This is a genomic window from Saccharopolyspora taberi (assembly GCF_039534165.1).
GTDB lineage: Bacteria > Actinomycetota > Actinomycetes > Mycobacteriales > Pseudonocardiaceae > Saccharopolyspora_D > Saccharopolyspora_D taberi.
In genome coordinates, this window is record NZ_BAAAUX010000012.1 from 62841 (window position 1) to 83521 (window position 20681).

The following is a 20681-nucleotide window of genomic DNA, read 5'->3' on the forward strand; positions in this document are numbered from 1 at the left end:
GACATCTGCCCCGACCACGTGAGGTGGCCCCGCATGACACCTGAAACGCGTTTCCGGACCGCACCGCCGAACCAGGCATCGGCCGCGACCTCGGCGAAGATCGTCGTGGCCGGCGGCTTCGGCGTCGGCAAGACGACCTTCGTGGGTTCGGTGTCGGAGATCGTGCCGCTGACCACGGAAGCGGTGATGACCGAGGCCAGCCAGGGGATCGACGACCTTCGGGCGACCCCGGACAAGCAGACGACGACGGTGGCGATGGACTTCGGCAGGCTGTCGCTGGACTCGGACCTGATCCTGTACCTGTTCGGCACGCCGGGCCAGCACCGCTTCTGGTTCATGTGGGACGACCTGGTGCGCGGGGCCATCGGCGCGATCGTGCTCGTCGACACCCGGCGGCTCGCGGACTGCTTCTCGGCGATCGACTTCTTCGAGGACCGCAGGCTGCCCTACATCGTCGGCCTCAACTGCTTCGACGGCCGGATGCTGCACCGGGTGGACGACGTGCGCGAGGCCATCGCGGTGGGCTCGGACGTGCCGATCATCGCCTGCGACGCCAGGAACCGGGAATCCACGAAGCAGGCGCTGATCGTGCTGGTCGAGTACGCCATGCGCTGGTGGCTGCGGCGGTCGGGGTAGCTCCGCGCGACCGTCAGCGGCCGTAGGGGAATCCGCCGCCGAACGGGAGTTCCTGGGACTGGCCGGAACCGGGCGCGGTCTGCGGGGCCTTGTCCTCCACGCTGCCGAGGGTGACCTCGACCTGGCGCGGGTTGTTGCCCTGCGTGTCGGCGACGGTCAGGGTGACCTTGGAACCCGGTGCGTGCGCGCCGATCTGCGCCATCAGGTCGGTGAACGCGGTCACCGACTTGTCGCCGACCTTCAGGACCGTCTCGCCGGGCTTGATGCCCGCGGCCTCCGCCGCGCCGCCCGGGACGACCTGGCTGATGGTCGCGTGGCCGTTCGACGAGTCGCCGCCGAGGATCCCCAGTTGCGGCTTCATGGCCACGCCCTTGGCGATGATCTCGTTGGCGACCCGCGCGGCGGTGTCGACCGGGATGGCGAAACCGAGCCCGATGCTGCCCGAACTCGCGTTCTGGGCGCCGTTCCCGCGGATGCTGGAGTTGATGCCGATCACCTGGCCGTCGACGTTGACCAGCGGTCCGCCGGAGTTGCCGGGGTTGATGGAGGCGTCGGTCTGGAGTCCGTTGTAGACGACGGCTTCGCCGTTGTCGCCCTGGACCTGCACGGTCCGGTCGAGCGCGCTGACGATGCCGGAGGTGACGGTGCCCTCCAGGCCCAGCGGCGACCCGATCGCGACGACGGGCTGTCCGACCTTGAGGTCGGAGGACTTGCCGAGCTCGGCCGGAGCGAGACCGCTGACGCCGTCGAGCTTGATGACGGCGAGGTCGTAGGAGGGAGAGGTCCCGACCACCTTCGCGGAAACCTTGCGGCCGTCGGACAAAGTCACCGTGATCTGCCCGCCGTTGCCGACGACGTGGTTGTTGGTGAGCACGAACCCGTCGGCGGTAAGCACCACGCCGGTGCCCTCAGAGGAGCCGTAACCGGACTGCACCCCGATGTCGATGGTGCTCGGCGAGACCTTCTCGGCGGCGAACTGCACAGTGCCGCTCTGGGCACTGATCTGGGTGCCGGTGGTGGGATTGTGCTGCGAGAGCGAAGTGGGCGTGCTCCCGCTGCCGGTGACCAGGAGCGTGCCACCGACACCGGCCGCACCACCGACGAGCCCCGCGATCAGGGCGACGGCGACGACGCCACCGGTGACCCCGGAGGACTTCGCGGGCGGTGGCGGCGGCGGTAAGGGCTGACCGGGGAACTGAGCGGTGTTCTCATCAGGAGTCATACGTCCGACGATGGCGCGCAATGCTGAGAAATCCCTATGGATTCCCTGTCGAAACACCACGGAGTCGCCCAGACACCCTGTGAACAAGGGGCAGGGGCAAGGGGCAGGAGCAAAGGCAAGAGGAAGGGCAAAGGGCAGGGGCAAGAGGAAAGGGACCAGCCGCCTTTGGAGCCCAACCCACAGGGCGGGGTTGAAGTCTCCACCCACAAGGGCGGGGTTCGGTTCTCATCCCGTCGACCTGGCGCAGCCCGATCAGACCGTGTCAAGGGGGCACAAGCCCGGAAACCGCAGCGGACCAGCACAAACCGCCCCCTTGACGCGGTCTGATAGCCCTCCGTGGAGGTCGACGGGATGAGAACCACCCCAACCGAACCGCAGCAGACAGCCCCATCTCATCCCGGAGACCTGCCGGGGGCCTGGGGGCGGCGAGCGCCCCAGAACCACAAGCCCAAAAGAACCCGAACCGGCAAAGCCGCTTCGGCCCCAAACCGCCAAAACCCTCACCCACCCCCACCCCCACCCTGCCGCTGCCGATGAACCCGAACCCGATGCCGAACCCCGCAAACCTCGGCGGAGCACCACCGCCGCCGCCCACCGGGATCGAGAAACAACAACCCGCACTCGGGATCCCCGCAAGTCCGCAGCGTCCGCGCCGCTGACCCGGTGAGGTGCTCCGCGGCCTGCCGGGCGATCCGCGCGAGCGCCTCGCGCGGCGTCCGCGGCCCCTCCAGCCGCCCACCGGCACCCAGAACGAGCGGCCGGTCGTCGGCGAGCGCCGCATTGACCACCTCGACATCGCCCGCGGCCCAGGACTCCCCGCGCACGGTGGCCAGGGCCAGTCCGCGAAGCGCCTCGCGGACTGAGCGCGCGTGCGAGAGGTCCGCGTCGGAGGCGTCGGCCGCGGGCCGCAGGCCCTTGGCCCCGAACCACGCGTCGAGCCGGTCCGCGCTGGTCAGGCGCTCGATCGGCGCGGGCCCGTACGCCTTGGCGACGGTGGCGATCAGGTCGAGCCACGTCGCGCCGGTTTCGCATCGGAGCCAGCGCTCGCTGTCCATGGTCCGAAACATACTCCCGGCGTAACAGGTAGTGGTGTTACGGTCCCGGTAACAGATCAACCTGTTACAAGGAGCAGTCGTGACCCTTGCCGAGGACCGGCCCACCACTTCCAGCCCACCGCGATGGGTCCGCGTCGTGCTCCCGGTGGCCTTCATCCTGATCTGGAGCAGCGGCTACCTCGCAGGCACCATCGGGGCGCACGCCGGTGCGCAGCTGGCGCTGGTGTTCTGGCGGTTCTTCATCGCCTTCCTGCTGCTGGGCGCGGTTTCCCTCGCCACCCGCGCGCCGTGGCCCACCCGCCCGCGCACCTACCTGCACCTGCTGGTGATCGGCGTCCTCCTGCAGACCGTGCAGCTCGGCGGCGTCTACCTCGGTCTCGGCCTCGGCGTGCCCGCCGGGCTCTCGTCGCTGATCATCTGCAGCGCGCCGCTGATCGTCGCCGCCGCCGGGGTGCCGCTGTTCGGCGAGCGGCTGACCGGAATCCAGTGGGCCGGGCTCGGGATCGGGCTCGTCGGGGTCGGAATCTCGTTGAGCGGCAGCATCTCCGGCGGCGGGAACATCGCGGGCTACGCGCTGACCGGCGTCTCGCTGCTCGGGCTAGCGGGCGGGACGCTGTATCAGAAGGGCGTCGGCGTCGACGTCGACCTGCGCACCGGCACCACGATCCAGCTCCTCGGCTCCTCCGCGACCAGCCTGCTGCTGGCCCTCGCGCAGGGCAGCCTGGCCATCCCGCTGAACCCGGCGGCGCTGGGTTCGCTGGCCTGGCTGGCGAGCGTGAACTCGATCGGCGGGCTGCTCCTGCTGTTCCTCCTGCTGCGGCAGCGTTCGGGCGGCGCGGCGACGAGCCTGCTCTACCTGGTTCCCCCGGTCACCGCGCTGATCGCGGTCCCGCTGCTCGGGCAGGGCATCACCGCGGGCGTCTTCGCCGGGATGGCCGTCTCCGGCGTCGGGGTGTTCCTCGTCAACCGCCGGAGCGCGTGAGGCGCCCGACAAAGCCCGGCTCGGCGCAGGACTTCGTCGTAGGGTCCGACAGATCCGGTCGGCGAGGAGGTCGAGGTGTTCGCAGGGCGAAGATCGCTGTGGTGGCTGCTCGGTCCGGTGGTGCTCTACCTGCTGGCGCTGCCGCTGTACAACCGGGTCGAACCCGTCGTGCTGGGGTTGCCGTTCTTCATGTTCTGGACCCTGCTGTCGACCCTGCTGACACCGCTGTGCATCTGGCTGGCCGCCCGCGGCGACCCGCTGTGGAAGGCCGACCGAGACGGCGGTGACGCCGGATGAACGCCAACGCCGCGGTCTCGGTCGGGATCTTCGCGGTGTTCGTCGTCGGCGCGGTCGCGCTGGGCCTGCTCTCGCTGCGCGGCCGGGACCGGACGAACCTCGCGGAGTGGTCGGTGGGCGGGCGCAGCCTCGGCGTCGTCCTGATCTTCGTGCTGATGGCCGGGGAGACCTACACCAGCTTCAGCTACCTCGGCGCGGCCGGCTGGGCCTACAACTACGGCATGCCGGTGTTCTACCTGGTCGCCTACCTGGCGATCGGGTTCGCCGTCGGCTACGTGGTGGGCCCCGTCCTGTGGCACTACGCGCACCGGAACCAGCTGCACAACATCACCGACATCACCGCGCACCGGTTCGGCTCCCCGCTGTTCGGCGGCGCGGTCGCGGTGCTGACCACGGTGTTCCTGCTGCCCTACATCCAGCTGCTGATCACCGGCATGGGCGTGGTCATCTCGACCATCAGCTACGGCACGATCGGTCTGGAGACCGGCTACGTCATCGCGTTCGTGGTCACCGAGGCGTTCGTCGTCGCCTCGGGTCTGCGCGGCAGCGCGTGGGTGTCGATCCTCAAGGACGTCCTGGTGATCGTCACGCTGCTGGTGGTGTTCGTCCACGTGCCGCTGCACTACTTCGGCGGCTTCGGCGAACTGCTGGGCAGGCTCGTCGCCGAACGCCCGCAGTGGCTGGCGCTGCCCGGCCACGGCAAGGAATCGCTGGGCGTGCTGTGGTTCGCCACCACCGGGCTGCTCAACGGCGTCGTCTACACGATCTTCCCGACCACGGTCGCCGGGTACCTCGGCGCGCGGAATCCCGGAGTGCTGCGCCGAAACGCCATCATCATGCCCTTCTACCAGGTGCTGCTGTTCGTGCCGATCCTGCTCGGGCTGGCGGCGGTGTTCGTGGTGCCGGGCCTGGCGGACTCGAACCTGGCGATGTTCGAACTGGTCGTGGACTCGATGCCGGCCTGGCTGGTCGGTCTGGTCGGCGTGGCGGGCGCGCTGTCGTCGATCGTGCCGATGGCGGTGTTCATGCTCGTGATCGGGACGATGTGGGGCCGGTCCGTGCTCGGGGCGCACCCGCGCACGGCGCCGCACCAGAAGAAGCTCTCCCAGCTGGTCACATTGCTGGTCGGGCTGCTCGCGCTGCTGTTCACGTTCGTCTCGCCGTCGACGCTGGTGCAGCTGTCGGTGCTGTCCTACCAGGGGCTCGCGCAGTTGCTGCCCGTCGTCCTGGTGAGCCTGCTGTGGCGGCGGATGTCGACCGCGGGCGCCGCGAGCGGCCTCGCCGCGGGCGTGCTCGTGGTGGCGCTGCTGGTGGCGACCGGCAACGACCCCTGGCACGGGATCAACGCGGGTTTGCTTGGCCTGGCGGTGAATTTCGCGGTCAACATCGCCGTGAGCCTGGCCCGGCCGGCGGACACCCCCGCCGACCGGCTCGCCGTCGCCGAGGCCGTGCCCGCGCGCGGCTGAGCGGATCTGTCTGTCCACGGCGGATTCCGGCCTGGTACACACCGGTGTCCGTGAAACGCCGCCGCGCTGCGCTGAGCACCTGTCAGGCCGGTTCGGTGGCCTTCTCGCCGAGGGGTCGGCCACCGATGTCGACCGGCCCCTCCGGTACCGGGCGGGCGGTCGGGAACCAGCGCTTGCCGATCTCCCACGCGGCGTCGATCAACGCGCTGGCGTGTTCGAAGGAGTACGGCGACAGCCCGATCACCGAAGGCGCGGGCAGCACGTAGAGCTCGCACCTGGTGGCGTTGAGCTGCAGGTCCAGCCGGGCTGCCGCCACCATCGCCGCGCCCAGCGCCGCGCCGTTGACCCCGCTGATCGACCGCGGCGGGATCTTCGGCGGCGGCCAGGTCGCGATCGCGCCGATCCCGCGCCTTCGCGGGTTGTACTGGAACGGCTCGGTCCCGCCGCAGGGCAGCACGTACACCCGCTCCGCGCCCTGCTCGACGGCCCGGCTGATCGGCATGAACGCGGCCGGGCCGCCGTCGACCAGCCAGCGGCCGTCGACGTTGATCGGCGGGAACATCCCCGGGATCGAGCAGGAGGCGACCAGCGGCGGCAGCGCGGGCCCGCGGTCGAAGTACACCGCCTCGCCGGTGTCGACGTCGGTGGCGGTGACCGTGAGCGGGATCCGGGCGTCCTCGAGCCGCCGGAACGGCAGCGTCTGGTGCAGCCAGCGGGCCAGGCCGTGGTTGCTGATCAGGTGGTTGGTCAGGCCGAGCTTGCCCGCCAGCACGCGCGACGGCTGGATGCCGAACACGTCGGACCGCCGCATCGACAGCCACAGCTCGCGCAGCCTGACCGCTCCGCCGGGGGTCGGGTCACCGGCCAGCCAGGCGGCGTTGAGCGAGCCGACCGAGGTGCCGACGACCATGTCGGGCTCGACGCCCGACTCGAACAGTGACGTCACCAAGCCGGCCTGGATCGCCCCGAAGGTGGAGCCGCCCGGCAGAACCCACGCCGTCCGCATCAGCACGGTCCTTTCTGCTCGTTCTCCTTCCGAGGCTAGCCGTGGTCAGCGGTTTCGGTGTTCAGTCGTCGCCCGGATCACCTCGGCGCCGGTTGCGCTTGACCTCACCGCGGCGCTTCTTGCCCGCCAGCCGCCGCTGCTGCGAACCGCGGGTCGGCTTCGTCCTGCGCCGCGCGGGCGGCGGCGGGCGCACCGCCTCGGCGAGCAGCGCGGCCAGGCGCTCCCGCGCGGCCTGCCGGTTGGCGAGCTGCGAGCGGTGTTCGGAGGCCGCGATCGTGACCACGCCGTCGACCAGCCGGTGGGCGAGGCGGTCCAGCGCCCGCTGCCGGAGGTCCTCGGGGAAGGCGGTGGAACGGGCCAGGTCGAACGACAGCTCGACCCGGGAGTCGGTGGTGTTCACGCCCTGCCCGCCGGGGCCCGAGGACCGGGAGAACCGCTCGGACAGCTCCGCGGCCGGGATGCTGATCCGCCGGTTCACGGGCAGGTCGTCGGCCATGCCCCCAGCATGCCCGGGGCAGCGGCTCACACGGGCATCGGGGTGGGCTCCATCCAGGCCGCGACCGCGCCCGCCCGCCGCCTGGCCCGCACCGCCGAGGCGAGCACGCGCAGCACGTCGGCGGTGTCGTCCCAGCCCATGCAGGCGTCGGTGATGCTCCGCCCGTACTCCAGCGCGGCGTCCTGCCTGCCGGGCAGCAGGAAGCTCTCCAGCATCACGCCGCGGACCGCGGTCGCGCCAGCGGCGAGCTGCGCGGCGATCTCGACGGCCACCCGCTGCTGCCTGGCGTGGCTCTTGCCGCTGTTGCCGTGGCTGGCGTCGATCACCACGCGCTGCGGCAGGCCGCACTCGCGCAGCAGCCGGGAGAGCCGGTTGACCCAGACCTGGTCGTAGTTCGGCCCGTCCGCCCCGCCGCGCAGGATCACGTGCGCGTCCGGGTTGCCGCGGCTGCGGACCGCGGTCGGCGAGCCGTCCTCGCCGACCCACGGGAAGGTGTGCCGGGCGCCCGCCGCGATCACCGCGTCCACCGCGACCCGGAGCGATCCGCCGGTCCCGTTCTTCATGCCCACCGGCATCGGCAGCGCGCTGGCGAGCTGGCGGTGGATCTGGCTCTCCACCGTGCGGGCGCCGATCGCCCCGTAGCCGACGAGGTCGCCGAGGTGGGCGGCTGCCAGCGGGTGCAGCCATTCGGTCGCGGCGGGCAGGCCGAGCCCGGCGACGTCGAGCAGCACCCGGCGCGCCGTGCGCAGGCCGCGCGCCAGGTCGGCGGTGCCGTCCAGGTCCGGGTCGGTGAGCAGCCCGGCCCAGCCGACCGTGGTGCGCGGCTTCTCGAAGTAGGTGCGCATGACGACCAGCAGATCGTCGCCCAGCTCGCGCGCGATCCCCCGCAGCCGCCCGGCGTAGGTGCGGGCGGCCTCCGGGTCGTGGATCGAGCACGGACCGACGACGACGAGCAGCCGGTCGTCACGCCCGTCGAGGACCCCGGCGATGTCCGCCCGGGACCGGCGGACCTGCTCGGCCACCCCGGTACCGGCGGGCAGTTCCGCCGCCGTCGCTGCCGGTGGCGGTAGGGACACGGCAGTGCCCGCGAAGTCCATGCGACCTCCCTCTCCCGAACAGTAGGTAAACCTAACCTAATTGATCGGTGGAACGGGAGGTGAGCTCGGCTACTCCGCGGGCCGCCAGCCGTCGACCCCGCCGGGCACCGGCGCGTCCTCGGCGTAGGGGGTGCGGGTGAAGATGAACGTGTTCAGGTCCAGGTGCGTCGGAGCCCCGTCCGCCGCGCGGCCCACGCGCAGCACCTCGCCCGCGTAGTAGCCGTCCAGCCCGGTCCACGTGCCGTCGCCGTTCGAGCGGAACCGGGAGGCGCGCCCCTTGCCCTGCCACGGAACGAGGTCGAGCAGGCCGTCCGGCAGGATCCGCAGCACGTGCGGCGTCGGCCCCCAGTACCACTGACCGGTCAGGTCGAGCAGCGCGGTGTCCACGTCCGCGCGCGGCTTCCAGGGCTCGGGGATCCGCGGCTCGTGCTTGTCGAGGATGTCCAGCAGGTCCAGCACGATCGCCGAGCCGACCCCGGAGGTGGTGTTCGCCATGAACACCGCGCCGCTGCCGTCGGCCGGGTTCGCCAGCATCGTCGCGAGGAAGCCCGGCATGGACCCGGTGTGCCCGGCCAGCCTGCGGCCGCCGTGGCGGAACAGCTGGAGCCCGAGGCCGAACCCGGCGCGCCACTGGTCGCCGTCGTCCACCGCGCCCGGCGCGCGCATCTCGGCGACGGTGTCCGGGTGCAGCACCTCCCCGGTTTCGCCCGCGACGAAACGGATCCAGCGCGCCATGTCGTCCACAGTGGACCAGAGCTGGCCTGCCGGAGCCATCGCCCCGGCGTCCTCGGCCGGTTCCGGCAGCAGCACGTCCGCCCACGGGTGCACCGCCCAGCCCCGCGCGTGCGGGGCGACCGGGGCGGGCGTGGTCCGGTTCATGCCGAGCGGTTCCAGGATCTCCTCGCGCGCGGCGTCGAACCAGCTCCGGCCGCGGTGCCGGGCGACCAGTTCGCCGAGGACCCCGAAACCGACGTTGGAGTAGTGGAAGACGTGCCGCGGCGCGGGCCGCAGACCGCTGCCGTCGAGGGTGGCCAGCAGCTCCCCGGCGCTGCCCCCGGGCGTGCGCTCCCACCACGGACCGGCGGGCTCGGCGGTCAGACCGCTGGAGTGGGTCAGGATCTCGGTGATGCTGCGGTTGCCGATCGAGGTCCCCGGCACGTGCTGGTCGAGCTTGTCGGCCAGGTCCAGCCTGCCCTCGTCGCGCAGGCGCAGGACCAGCACGGCGACGAAGGTCTTGGTGATCGACCCGACCCGGTACTGGGTGTCGGAGGTCGGCGCGGTGCCGTCGACCTCGCCGCGTGCGTCCACCCAGATCGTCTCGCCGTCGCGGACCAGGCCCGCGATGATCGAAGGAACCCGTCCGTCGCGCTGCTCGACCGCCAGTCGGTGCAGCAGGGCGCGCTCGGTCGTGGGGAGCAAACTCGTCATGCGCCCCATGCTTTCACGGGGTCCGGCGGGTGCGGCCCCGATCGCCTCAGCGGCGGCTGAGGCGGCGGACGCCGCGGGTGAGGCCGGCGGACTCCTCCGGGAAGCGGACCGGGAGCCTGCCGAACATCACCAGCAGCAGGATCAGCACGACCAGCACCAGCCAGCCGGTCCAGCCCAGCAGGCCGACCGAGGCGTTGTCGGCGGGATGCCCGGCCGCGCCGAAGACCACCGAGAGCCCGGCGGAAGCGTTGAGGAACCCGTGCGCGACGACCGCGGGCCACACGCTGCCCGACGCCAGCCGCAGCCAGCTCAGCAGCACGCCCACCAGCACGCAGAAGCACACCATCATGAAGAACGAGACGACCACCGGAACGGTCGGGTAGTTGTAGCCGAGGACCAGCACCGGCGCGTGCCAGAGGCCCCACAGCACACCGGTCGTCAGCATCGCGCCCGGCTGGCCGAGCGGCAGCAGCGCGTGCGTCAGGTATCCGCGCCAGCCCCACTCCTCGCCGAACGCGGGGATGATGTTGAGCCAGCCCAGCAGGAAGACCTGCGCGATCTGGGACAGCGCCAGCGCTCCGGCCGGCTCCGGCGGCGCGCCGACGACGACGGAGCGCGTCTGCTCGGCGAGGCCGGAGAACCCGGTCCAGTCGGCCTCGTACACGCCGAGCGCGTAACCCACCACCAGCGCCAGGAACATCACGACCGGCGGCGCCAGCCAGGCGAGCAGCAGATAGCCCCACCAGCGGCGGAACCCGCCCGGGTTGGTGACCCCGGTCGAGCGCAGGAAGCCCGGCCGCGGGCTGATCCACCGGTTGACCACGAAGGTGGCGAGCGCGGGCATGAACATCATCGCCACGAGCACGACCGGCGACCAGGCCCAGGACAGCCCTTCGCCGGTGAGCCACATCGGAAGCGTCAGCAGCCAGGCCGGGACGTAGGCCAGGACCACGAAGCTGACCGTTCCCCGGACGTCGACTCGGTCGTTCATCCCCGGCATTCTGCCAACGCTTCCTGAGAGGCTTTCTCAGCATCGGCGGGGCTCCGGAGCGGCCGTCCGAAGCGGATTTCCTCCCCGCGGCAACGAAGAAGGGACCTCCCGGCGGAAGGTCCCTTCTTCGGCTGCGTCACGGAGCGGGCGGTGCGCCGGGAAGCGGCGCGGGCGGCTTGTCCGCGTGGATCCTGGTCATCGCGTCGAACCAGGTGCGGGCGGGCACCTTGCCGCCGTAGATGTTGCCGCCGTGCTTGCCGCACAGGTACGGCGGCGCGTCGTTGCCGCTGTCGCAGATGCCCTGCGGGCTGTTGCCGTCGGCGTAGGTCAGCACCGCGCCCGCCATCTGCGGGGTGGCGGCCAGGAAGCCCGCCGACTTGTGCTCCTGGGTCGTCCCGGTCTTGCCGATCATCGGGCGGTTCCAGCCCACGGCCTGGGCCGCCTGGCGGGAGGTGCCGTCGGTGTCGTCCTTGCTCATGCCCTGGGCCAGCTGGTCGGCGACGTGCTTGGACACCGCCTGCTCGCAGGGGGCCTCGTTGAGCCGCACCGGGTTGCCGTGCCGGTCGGTGACCTCCTCGATCGGCGTCGGCGGGCAGTACACGCCGCCGCTCATGATCGTCGCGGCGACGTTGGACAGCTCCAGCACGCTGGTCGGGGTGTAGCCGAGGGTGAACGCGCCCCGGTTGCCCTTCTTGATCGCGTCCGCCTGGGACGGTCCGTTGGACCCGTCGGCCTTCAGCGTCTGCCCGCTGGAGTTCACGCCGTTCATGCCGTGCCGCAGGCCCAGCCGGGCCGCCATGTCGACGACGTTGCTCAGCCCGGCCCGCTCCGAGAGCGCGACGAACGCGGTGTTCGGCGAGGTCGCGAGCGCCATCTGCAACGTGCGCGGTCCCGGCGTCACGCCGTCGGCGTTGCCCACGGTGTAGGGGGCCGTGCCGTTCTTGTAGACGCGGGAGGTGTAGCTCGGCGGCACGTCGACCGTGTCGTAGATGCTCATGCCCTGCTCGATCGCCGACGCGGCGGTGAACACCTTGTAGATCGAACCGGCGCCGAAGGGCTGGACCTTGCTGACGATGTCGTAGGCGCTCTGCCCCTTGTTCAGGTCGTTGCCGAAGTCGCGGTTGGCGACCAGGGCGCGCACCTTGTGCTTGTCGGTCCCCGGCTCGACCACCGACATCACGTTCGCGATGCCCTCGGTCTGGGTCGGGACCTGCTTCTCGGCCGCCTCCTTGGCCGCGTCGCTGGACGTGCGGTCCAGCGTGGTGCGGACGGTGTAGCCGCCGGACTTGAGCTGGTCGGAGTCGATGCCCACCTGCTCCAGGTAGTCCTTGACGTAGGAGCAGAAGAAGCCGTCGGTGGTGCCGTCGCCGAGACCGACGCAGCCGTTCGGCGGGCGGCCCAGCGGCGACATCACGCCCAGCGGCTCCTGCTTGGCGCGCTCGGCGTCCTCCGGCGTGATCCGCTTGTTGTTGTGCGGGTCGGCCATCAGGTCGATCACCAGGTTGCGGCGCGCCAGCGCGTCCGCCGGGTTGCTGTTGGGGTTCAGCGATCCGGGCTGGTTGACGATCGCGGCCAGCAGCGCGGACTGCGCGATGGTCAGCTTGTCCGGCGTGGTGCCGAAGTAGGTCTGCGCGGCGGCGCCGACGCCGAAGGTCTGGTTGCCGAACGGGACCACGTTGAGGTATCCGGTGAGGATCTCCTCCTTGCCCATGGTCCGCTCCAGCTCGACCGCGATCTTGGCCTCGCGGAGCTTGCGCGCGATCGTGCTCTCCTTGGCGCGCTCGGCCTCGACCTCGTTCTGCGCGACCACGTGCACGAGGTAGTTCTTGACGTACTGCTGGGTGATCGTCGACGCGCCCTGCGCGGTCTCACCGCTGCTGATGTTGGTGGCCAGCGCGCGCATGGTGCCCTGCCAGTCCACGCCGCCGTGGTCCCAGAACCGCTTGTCCTCCACCGCGGTGATGGCGGCCTTCATGGTGTCCGGGATCTGCGACGACGGGGTCTCCACCCGGTAGTCGTCGAAGAAGTAGGCGATCGGCTCGCCGTCCTTGTCGGTGATCGTGGACACCTGCGGCATGTCCTGCCTGGCGAGCGAGCCCGACATCCTGGACATCGCGTCGGTGGCCTGGTTGACCATCGCACCCGCGCCGGTGGCCAGCGGCATCATCAGGCTTGCCACCAGCACGCCCGCGAGGACGCAGAGCCCGAACATCTTCAGTAGTACGCCGCTGCGCACGCCAGCCCCAATCATCAAGTGTCACGCGACTTGATCACCGCAACGCGGTTCCGCGGACGGTCACCGACGTCCGCCCCGACATCCGCGGGAGAAGCACCGATCCCGGCACCCGAAACTTCGTCGGTCAGTCCGTTGATATCACATCGCCGAGTGGCGCCGAGCCGCGCCGAACGATCGATTCCCCAGCCCTCCGCAAGCATAGGGCCGGCCGCCGATCATGCCGAGGCCGCACCACGAACGCGATCATCTCACTACACTTGGTGAACGAACGACTCGATTGCTGGAGGGACGCATGACCGATCCGTTCCTGGACTCGCTGGCCACCGCCCTCGTCGGCCAGGCCGCGACCGCGCTGACCGCGGCCGGGGCGAAGGCTCTGGTGAAGGTGCGCGACCTGCTCCGGCGCCGGTCGGACGAGGACCCCGAGACGCTGGCCGCGCTCGAAGCGGCGGAGAACGACCCCGGAGAACCGCAGATCAAGGCGCTCGCCGAACGGCTCGACCGCGCCTCGCAGGAGGACGCGGAGTTCGCCGAGCAGCTGCGCACCGAAGGCGCGCAGGTGCATCACGACATCAGGGCCAGCGACGACAGCGTGGTGAACGTCAACCACGGCAACGTCGACAAGCTGATCCAGGCGCGCGAGATCCACGGCGGGATCACGTTCAACTGACCCGGCGGTCGGTTTCGTCCAGTTCGGCCAGATATCGGTTGTAGGCGGCGAGTTCCGGATCCTCGTCGGCGTCCACGGGCGGCGCGGGCGGCGGGACCAGCGGTCGCTTGCGCGCCTGCTCCCGCGCTGTGACTTCGGACACCACCGGGGTCTCCGGCTCGGACCGGACCGCCCTGTCGGTGCCCTTGTGCATGCGGGCCACCCGCACCCACAGGAAGACCGTGAACGCGCCGAACAGCGGCCACATCAGCGCGTAGCCGAGGTTCTGCGCGCTACCGCCCGCCTCGTGCGCGCGGTCCCACTGCCACCGGGCGAGGAACCCGGTGGCGATCGTGGCCGCGAGGAAGAGCGTGTGCAGCCCCAGCCAGCGCGGGGTCAAAAGGCTGCGGTTCACACCCCAGAGTCTAGGTGCTGTTTCGTAAGCGGCGGCAGCCGCTTGGCCCACGCACGCAACCGGCACCGCCGCGGGTTCTCAGGCGTTCTCTGGCGAGGACAGCGCTAGCGTCGCGTATTGGACATACGCGAGTCTGCGATCCCGCAGTCAGAGGACGCCTGAGGTTCCGCTACCCGCGCTGTCAAGCAAGCCGAGTTGAAATACGGCCTTCACGCGCAGTTCTCGACGGGATCTGCCACCTCGATGCCCCGGGACTGCAACAGCTCCCGCAGGCGGGCCGGGTAGTCGGTGATCAGGCCGTCCACGCCGGTGTCGATCAGGGCGTTCATGGTGGGCTCGTCGTTCACCGTCCACGGGATGACCGCGATGCCCGCCTCGTGCGCCTCGGCGACCAGTTCCGGCGTGGTGAACGGCACGTAGTCCGGATCGCCGACCGCGCCGCCCTGCGGGGTGCCGTGCAGCGGCGACAGCGCCGACGCGCCGAAGGTCCGCACCGCCCGCACCGGGCTGCCGCCGAAGTCGTCGATGTCGAGCCCGCCCAGCCACGGCGACGCTCCGGGCTGGCCGGCCTCCAGGAACTTCGGCTCGGTCAGCGCGACCACCGGCAGCCGCGGCTCCACCTCCCGCATCAGCCGCAGGGCACCCCAGTCGAAGCTCTGGACGGTCACCCGCCGCAGCAACCCGGCCCGGCGGACCTCGTCGGCGACCACCCGCACGAACTGCTCGCGCGGCGCGGTCTCCTCCGGAGCGGCGGCCTCGACCTTGGCCTCGATGTTGAACCGCACCTCGGTGGCGTGGCAGCGGTGGACCAGCGAGAAGACCTCGCGCAGCGTCGGCATCTTCGCGCCGGGCGCGGGCTGCTGCTCCGGGTAGCCGGGCAGGGTCTGCGAACCGCAGTCCAGGGTCCGCACCTGGTCGAAGGTGAGGTCCTTGACGTACTTGCCCGCGTACGGGAACTCCGGGTCGCCGGGGAACAGCGGCGCGGTGTCCCGGCACTTCTCCGGTTTGATCCTGCGGTCGTGGGTGACGACCTCCCGGCCGTCGGCGGTGATCTGGACGTCGAGCTCCAGCGTGGTCACGCCGATCCGCAGCGCGTTTGCGAACGCTGGCAGCGTCGCCTCCGGGTAGTAGGCGATGCCGCCGCGGTGAGCCTGGAGGTCGAATTCCGGGTCGGCCTGCGCCGAGGCCGGGATCATCAGCAGGGCGGCAGCGGCCACCGCGATCGCGCGCACGAGTTTCACGGCGGCACGATCGCAGGCCCGCGTGGTCGGCGGGCGTGCGGAAGATGACCTTTCGGCGACTTTTCAGCGACCGGTGCGCCCGACCGCAAGCGGAACGCAGGCGAGCACGAACGCGGCGGCCACCGCGAAGGTCACCGCGTAGTCGGTCGCCGACACCACGACGCCGAACCCGACCGCGCCGATGCCGTTGCCCGCGTCGTAGGCGATGTTCCACGCGGTGCTGGCCGCGCCCGAGTCCGCGCGCTCGAACATCGCCACGAGCGTGACGTTCTGCACCGCACCGAAGCCGGCGCCGAGCGCGAACGCGCCGACCACCGCGAGCGCGGTGGCCCCCGCAGAGGCCGCAGCGACCGCCGCTGCGCCGAGGCCGCCGAGCACCACGGCCGGCACCAGGACCGGCCGCGATCCGAACCGGTCGCCGAGCTGGCCCGCGAGCCAGCGACCGACCACGGTCGCCACGCCGAAGGCCAGCAGCCCGGCCGCGACCACCGACGCGTCGACCGCGAGCGGCAGGAACGAGACCAGCCCGCCCGCAGCGGTCGCGACCACGCACATCACCACCCACAGCGAGAGCAGCGTCACCGGGAAGGTCCGGTTCGACGGTGGCGCCTCCGGCCGCACCCGCTCGATCCAGAACACCGCCGCCGACAGCACCACCGGCACTGCGGTCGCGATCCAGAACAGCGGCGCGAAGCCCGCGTTCTGCGCCAGCCACACGCCGGCGGGCAGGAACACGACGTTGGGCAGCCCCACCGCCAGCCCGTACATCCCCGCGGCCCGGCCGCGCATCTCCGGCGGCACCAGCTCGGCGACCAGCGCGCTGCCCGCCACGGTCAGCATCCCGAAGCCGATCCCGCGCAGGCCGGAGACGACCAGCAGCGCCCACATGTCGCTCGATACGGCGAAAAGCGGCGTCGGCAGCCCGATCACCAGCGTGCCCAGGCCCAGCGCGGCCCGGTGCTCCACCCGGCGCAACAGCCACGGCATCGCGACCTGCGTGAGCACCGTGACCAGCATGAACACGGCGTTGGTCGCCCCGGCGGCGATCTCCCCGGCGCCACCGACCACCGCCCACAACGGCACCACCGGCAGCAGCAGGACGTACCCGGCGAACCCACCGAGGACGGCGGAGAGCATCAGGCGGAACGAACGCCGGTGCAGGGGACTGCGGGATTCTGCTCGCATGGGTCCTTCTTAGGCGCACGGATGAGCAAAGGTCCAACCCTTCCCAGCGGTTGGCCGATTGTCCGGTGGCGCACGGTCGGTTTGGCTGTGATCACCAACCGATGTCGAGGAGTGCGTCATGCGACGTTTTCGAGCACTGGCGTTGGCCGCCGTCGTGACCGGGACCGCGTTCACCGCGCCGGCCGCCGCCACCGCCCCGCCGCCCGCGCCGTGCAGCGAGGAACCGCGGGAGAACCCGATCACCGAGTTCACCAGCTACGACGAGCTGCAGGTCGAGCTGGCCAGGATCGAGCGGGTGAGCCGGAACCGGGTCGCCGTGGAGCAGGCGGGCGAGTCCAACCGGGGGCGCGGGATGCTGACCGCGCGGGTCGGCACCGGTCCGAAGGTCGTGCTGATCACCGCGGAGATCCACGGCAACGAGAAGACCGGCCCGGACGCGGTCCTGGACCTGCTGGACTTCCTCGGCACCTCGGACTCGCCGCGGGCGGAGCAGATCCGCTCCGAGCTGACCGTGGTCGCCATGCCGAAGATCAACCCGGACGCGGGCGCGCTCGACCGCCGAGGCAACGACATGACCTGGGAGGAGGTCCAGGCCCGGCACCCGCAGCTGGCCACCGCTGCACCGCCGTGGAACTACTACACCGGCTCGATGCAGGGTGACGACTACTCGCAGCAGCCCGGCTTCGACGTCAACCGCGACTACAACCCCGACCTCGGCTACCAGCCGCAGCCCGCGGACTTCCCCGGCGCCAGCGACCGGCCGGGCTGGTTCATCAGCCCCGAGACGAGCACCGTCCGCGACGTGTACCGCTCGCTCCAGCGCGAGTTCGGCGGGGTGGACAGCTACATCGACCTGCACCACCAGGGCGCCTGCTACAAGGTCCCGGGGACCGACCGGTTCGTGACGATGTCGTTGTCCGGCAAGTTCGTCGACGACCCGAACGCACCCGGATCGCCCTACGCCCGGTTCGCGGAGGGTTTCCGGCCGGAGTACTCGAAGCAGCTGAACGTGGCCGCCTACAACGCGTTGCAGGCCGCGGCCGGCCAGAACCCGGACTTCGGCAACATCACGCTCTACCCGCAGGACATCAACCTGCCGGGCACCGGGCTCGGCTCCTTCCAGCTCAACGGCAGCGGCGCGGTGCTGTTCGAGGTGCGCGGCCAGACCCAGACCCTCGGCGAGCAGCACCGCGAGATGCTGACCCGCGCGGTGGGGATCGGGCTCGACGGGATCCTGACGTCGGTCGCGAGCGGCCAGGTCCACGACCTCGACCCCGCCGCCTACGACCGCATCCCGCCCACCGACCGCGGCACGGTCAGGACCCTGGAGGACGTCGAGTTGTAGGGCGCTGGGGCGTCGGGCGTCGGGTCGCGGGTAGGCGTCGAGTTGTAGGGCGCCGGGCGCCGGGCGCCGGGCGTCGGGTCGCGGGTAGGCGTCGAGTCGCGGGAGCCGGGCGCCTTCGCGGGCGTCGCAGGAGCCGCACATCGTCGCCGGGCGCCCCAGGAACCGGACACCGTCACGGAGCGCCGCAGAAGCCGCACGTCTTCGCGGGGCGCCGCGCGGGAGCCGGGCGTCGGCGCGGTGCTACTCGGTCAGCTCGTCCAGCATGCGCTGGGCGTCGGCGAGTTCCTGCTGGAGCTGCTCGACGCGGACCCGCTGCTGTTCGCGGGCCGCTTCGAGCAGCGGCTCGACGGCGTCGGCGACGTCGGCGTGCAGGGACTTCGCCGCCTGGGCGACGGCCGAGGCGGGCACCGGGGTCGGCCGCAGCACCCGCTTCTTGCCGGTGCTGACCTCGACGCTCCACTGGCCTGCCTGGTCCGCGGTCAGCGTGACCGTCGCGCCCGCGGGCTGCTTCGGCTTGCGGCGCGCCGCCGCGGGCTTGGCCGCCGAGTCCTGGGACGTCGTCACCGCGGGTGCGGATTTCGCCTGCGCCGGAACGGATTTCCGCTCCGATGGGGCGGACTTCGACGCCGATGGGCCGGACTTCGGCCCCGATGGGCTGGAACTCTGCCCCGATGGGCTGGAACTCTGCCCCGCTGGGCCGGACTTCGACGCCGCAGAGCTGGACTTCTGCCCCGCCGGGCCTGAGCTCTGCCCCGCCGGGCCTGAGCTCTGCGCCGCCGGGCCGGACTTCGGCGCCGGAGACGCGGAGCTCTCGGCCGCAGAGCCGGAATTCCGCTCCGCAAGGCCGGATTTCGACCCCGCCGAGCCAGACCCCGCCGCCGACGCGGACCCCGCCGACGCGCCGGAACCAGCGGGCTTCGCCCGCTGCCCCTCGGACCGGTCCGACCGCTTGCGCGGCGGCTTCACCAGCGTCACCTCTCCAGCGGAGAAGGACAGCACGTCCTTCGACCCCGTCGGGCGGACCTGGATGAAGTCGCCCTCGGCGGGCTCGTCGAGGGCGACGACCCGGCCGGACCGCCCCTCCGTGACGCCGACGGCCGCGGCGGTGAACCACACCATCGGCGCGCTGCCCGCCGCGAGCTCTTCCCGGAGGCCGCGGATCTCGTCGGACGACAGCGGACGGGCCTGAGACATCGGCGCCCCTCGCTCAAGGGATGCCCGGCGCTGCCCGGGTTCTCCGATGCACACCGGAGATGTCCAGCGCACGCCGGAGAGGTTCGGCGCACGCCAGAGAGGTTGGCAAGCCGGGTCGGGTTCGACAGTGACGACCGCACTATATCGAACGCCCGTGCGAAGGCTCAACGGCGCCCCGCCGCCTGGATCTCGTAGTCCGCCGGATTCACCTTCCTGGTGCGCGCCCAGTACTTCCACGTGAGCCCGGGCCAGATGGTGCGGTTCACGCCGTTGGCGTCGAGGTACCAGCTCCGGCACCCGCCTGCGTTCCACACCGCGTCGGTCAGCTTGGACTGGATCTCGGCGTTGAACTCGTCCTGCACGGACTTGCGGACGTCGAGCTGCCTGATCTCGCCGCGGCAGATCTGCTTCAGCGCGCTGAGCGCGTAGTTGAGCTGGGACTCGATCATGAAGACCACGGAGTTGTGGCCGAGCCCGGTGTTGGGCCCCAGCAGGAAGAACAGGTTCGGGAAGCCGGAGACCGTGATGCCCAGGTGCGCCTCCATCCCGTCCTTCCAGGCGTCCTGCAGCTTGCGCCCCTCGCGGCCGACGACGTCGAGGTGGTCGAAGGCGTCGGTGACGTGGAACCCGGTGCCGTAGATGATGGCGTCGACCTCGTGCTCCTCGCCGTCCCCGGTGACCACGGAGTTCTTCCGGACCTCCTTGATCCCGCTGGTCCGCAGGTCCACGTTGGACCGGTTGAGCGCCGGGTAGTAGTCGCTGGAGAGCAGGATCCGCTTGCAGCCCATCGAGTAGTCCGGCGTGACGGCCTCGCGCACCGCCGGGTCCTTGACCACCCTTCGGATGTAGCGGCGGGACAGCCGCTCGGCGATCCAGCCGAACCGGGGGCTGAGCACCACCAGCGACCGCAACTCCAGCACCCAGTACAGGGTGTTGCGCGCGAACCGCTGGACCAGCGGCACCCGGCGGAACAGCTTGCGCACGCCCTCCGGGATCGGCCGGTCCGGCTTGGGCTGGATCCACGGCGGGGTGCGCTGGAACAGGTGCAGCCGGGAGACCTTCTTGGCGATCCGCGGCACGAACTGGATGGCGCTGGCGCCGGTGCCGACCACGGCGACCCGCTTGCCCTCCAGGTCGAAGTCGTGGTTCCACTGCGCGGAGTGGAAGACCTCGCCCTCGAAGCCCTCGATCCCGTCGAGCTCGGGGTAGCTGGGGATGTGCAGGGCGCCGACGCCGGAGACCAGCGCCCGGCCGACGTAGTCGGTCCCGCCCGCGGTGGAGACGCGCCAGGTCTGGGTGGCGTCGTCGTACTCCGCGCCGGTGAACTCGACGCCGTAGTGGATGTGCTCGCGGACGCCGTACTTGTCGGCGCAGCGCTGGAGGTAGTCGGAGATCTCCTGCTGCCGGGCGAACATCCGGGACCAGTCCGGGTTCTGCTCGAAGGAGAAGGAGTACATCAGGGACGGCACGTCGCACGCGCAGCCCGGATAGGTGTTGTCCCGCCAGGTCCCGCCGAGGTCCTCGGCCTTCTCCAGGACGATGAAGTCGTGGATCCCGGCTTCCTTGAGCTTGATCGCCATGCCGAGCCCGGAGAATCCGGTGCCGACGATGACGACGGACGTGGTGTGCGTCTGCTTCTTCGAAGTGCGCCGGGACCGCGGCTGCTTCGCCATTCGGGCCTCCTCGGATCGTGCCACCCACTGCCTACCGGCCAGTAGGCTACTACGAGTAGGTTACTTC

Annotated in this window: 19 protein-coding genes; 6 read left to right on the forward strand and 13 right to left on the reverse strand. The window is 71.1% G+C overall.

Annotated elements, in window-relative coordinates; translation table 11 throughout:
* The first annotated feature begins 33 nt into the window (after positions 1 to 33).
* On the forward strand, positions 34 to 636 hold the full coding sequence (locus ABD691_RS12830; protein WP_344679845.1) for a GTP-binding protein: 603 nt from the start codon (positions 34 to 36) through the stop codon (positions 634 to 636).
* 13 nt (positions 637 to 649) lie between these two features.
* Here the strand turns inward: ABD691_RS12830 and ABD691_RS12835 are convergent, their stop codons facing one another.
* Together ABD691_RS12835 and ABD691_RS12840 are read right to left on the reverse strand one after the other, a co-directional pair.
* A complete protein-coding gene (locus ABD691_RS12835) occupies positions 650 to 1858 on the reverse strand; it encodes a S1C family serine protease (protein WP_344679846.1) in 1209 nt (402 codons plus the stop codon).
* A gap of 500 nt (positions 1859 to 2358) precedes the next feature.
* On the reverse strand, positions 2359 to 2913 hold the full coding sequence (locus ABD691_RS12840) for a CGNR zinc finger domain-containing protein (protein WP_344679847.1): 555 nt from the start codon (positions 2911 to 2913) through the stop codon (positions 2359 to 2361).
* 79 nt (positions 2914 to 2992) lie between these two features.
* On the opposite strand from ABD691_RS12840, the gene ABD691_RS12845 reads away from it, so the two are divergent.
* From ABD691_RS12845 to ABD691_RS12855, 3 genes are all read left to right on the forward strand, one after another.
* On the forward strand, positions 2993 to 3895 hold the full coding sequence (locus ABD691_RS12845; RefSeq protein WP_344679848.1) for a DMT family transporter: 903 nt from the start codon (positions 2993 to 2995) through the stop codon (positions 3893 to 3895).
* 75 nt (positions 3896 to 3970) lie between these two features.
* Positions 3971 to 4192, forward strand: coding sequence for a DUF3311 domain-containing protein (locus ABD691_RS12850; RefSeq protein WP_344679849.1), 222 nt, complete (start codon positions 3971 to 3973; stop codon positions 4190 to 4192).
* Positions 4189 to 5658, forward strand: a complete 1470-nt coding sequence (locus tag ABD691_RS12855; RefSeq protein ID WP_344679850.1) for a sodium:solute symporter family protein — start codon at positions 4189 to 4191, stop codon at positions 5656 to 5658. The genes ABD691_RS12850 and ABD691_RS12855 overlap by 4 nt, the downstream gene beginning before the upstream one ends.
* An 82-nt stretch (positions 5659 to 5740) precedes the next feature.
* Here ABD691_RS12855 and ABD691_RS12860 read toward each other — a convergent pair whose 3' ends face one another.
* The 6 genes from ABD691_RS12860 to ABD691_RS12885 form a co-directional block, all read right to left on the reverse strand.
* On the reverse strand, positions 5741 to 6664 hold the full coding sequence (locus tag ABD691_RS12860; protein WP_344679851.1) for a patatin-like phospholipase family protein: 924 nt from the start codon (positions 6662 to 6664) through the stop codon (positions 5741 to 5743).
* Between the two features lie 61 nt (positions 6665 to 6725).
* The gene (gene arfB / locus ABD691_RS12865) at positions 6726 to 7160 is read right to left on the reverse strand and encodes an alternative ribosome rescue aminoacyl-tRNA hydrolase ArfB (RefSeq protein ID WP_344679852.1); all 435 of its coding nucleotides are present in this window, start codon (positions 7158 to 7160) and stop codon (positions 6726 to 6728) included.
* A 26-nt stretch (positions 7161 to 7186) separates the two neighbouring features.
* A complete protein-coding gene (locus tag ABD691_RS12870) occupies positions 7187 to 8257 on the reverse strand; it encodes a 3-deoxy-7-phosphoheptulonate synthase (RefSeq protein ID WP_344679853.1) in 1071 nt (356 codons plus the stop codon).
* Between the two features lie 69 nt (positions 8258 to 8326).
* A complete protein-coding gene (locus ABD691_RS12875; RefSeq protein ID WP_344679854.1) occupies positions 8327 to 9685 on the reverse strand; it encodes a serine hydrolase domain-containing protein in 1359 nt (452 codons plus the stop codon).
* 46 nt (positions 9686 to 9731) lie between these two features.
* A complete protein-coding gene (locus tag ABD691_RS12880) occupies positions 9732 to 10676 on the reverse strand; it encodes a CPBP family intramembrane glutamic endopeptidase (RefSeq protein WP_344679855.1) in 945 nt (314 codons plus the stop codon).
* Positions 10677 to 10812: 136 nt separating this feature from the next.
* The gene (locus tag ABD691_RS12885) at positions 10813 to 12927 is read right to left on the reverse strand and encodes a transglycosylase domain-containing protein (protein ID WP_344679856.1); all 2115 of its coding nucleotides are present in this window, start codon (positions 12925 to 12927) and stop codon (positions 10813 to 10815) included.
* A 277-nt stretch (positions 12928 to 13204) separates the two neighbouring features.
* Here ABD691_RS12885 and ABD691_RS12890 point away from each other — a divergent pair, with 277 nt between their 5' ends.
* Positions 13205 to 13582 (forward strand): hypothetical protein, encoded by a 378-nt coding sequence (locus ABD691_RS12890; RefSeq protein WP_344679857.1) that lies wholly within the window; start codon positions 13205 to 13207, stop codon positions 13580 to 13582.
* On the opposite strand, the gene ABD691_RS12895 is transcribed toward ABD691_RS12890, so the two are convergent.
* The 3 genes from ABD691_RS12895 to ABD691_RS12905 all read right to left on the reverse strand — a co-directional run bounded on the left by ABD691_RS12895 (position 13575) and on the right by ABD691_RS12905 (position 16402).
* Positions 13575 to 13976: a hypothetical protein gene (locus tag ABD691_RS12895; protein WP_344679858.1), complete on the reverse strand. Its 402-nt coding sequence runs from the start codon at positions 13974 to 13976 to the stop codon at positions 13575 to 13577. The genes ABD691_RS12890 and ABD691_RS12895 overlap by 8 nt on opposite strands.
* 209 nt (positions 13977 to 14185) lie before the next feature.
* Positions 14186 to 15172, reverse strand: a complete 987-nt coding sequence (locus ABD691_RS12900; protein ID WP_344679948.1) for a glycerophosphodiester phosphodiesterase — start codon at positions 15170 to 15172, stop codon at positions 14186 to 14188.
* 108 nt (positions 15173 to 15280) lie between these two features.
* Positions 15281 to 16402, reverse strand: coding sequence for an MFS transporter (locus ABD691_RS12905; protein ID WP_344679859.1), 1122 nt, complete (start codon positions 16400 to 16402; stop codon positions 15281 to 15283).
* Between the two features lie 118 nt (positions 16403 to 16520).
* On the opposite strand from ABD691_RS12905, the gene ABD691_RS12910 reads away from it, so the two are divergent.
* Positions 16521 to 17747: a M14 family zinc carboxypeptidase gene (locus ABD691_RS12910; protein ID WP_344679860.1), complete on the forward strand. Its 1227-nt coding sequence runs from the start codon at positions 16521 to 16523 to the stop codon at positions 17745 to 17747.
* A 240-nt stretch (positions 17748 to 17987) separates the two neighbouring features.
* On the opposite strand, the gene ABD691_RS12915 is transcribed toward ABD691_RS12910, so the two are convergent.
* Positions 17988 to 18941 (reverse strand): DUF6319 family protein, encoded by a 954-nt coding sequence (locus ABD691_RS12915; RefSeq protein WP_344679861.1) that lies wholly within the window; start codon positions 18939 to 18941, stop codon positions 17988 to 17990.
* A 164-nt stretch (positions 18942 to 19105) separates the two neighbouring features.
* The gene (locus ABD691_RS12920) at positions 19106 to 20614 is read right to left on the reverse strand and encodes a flavin-containing monooxygenase (protein WP_344679862.1); all 1509 of its coding nucleotides are present in this window, start codon (positions 20612 to 20614) and stop codon (positions 19106 to 19108) included.
* Between the last annotated feature and the right edge of the window lie 67 nt (positions 20615 to 20681).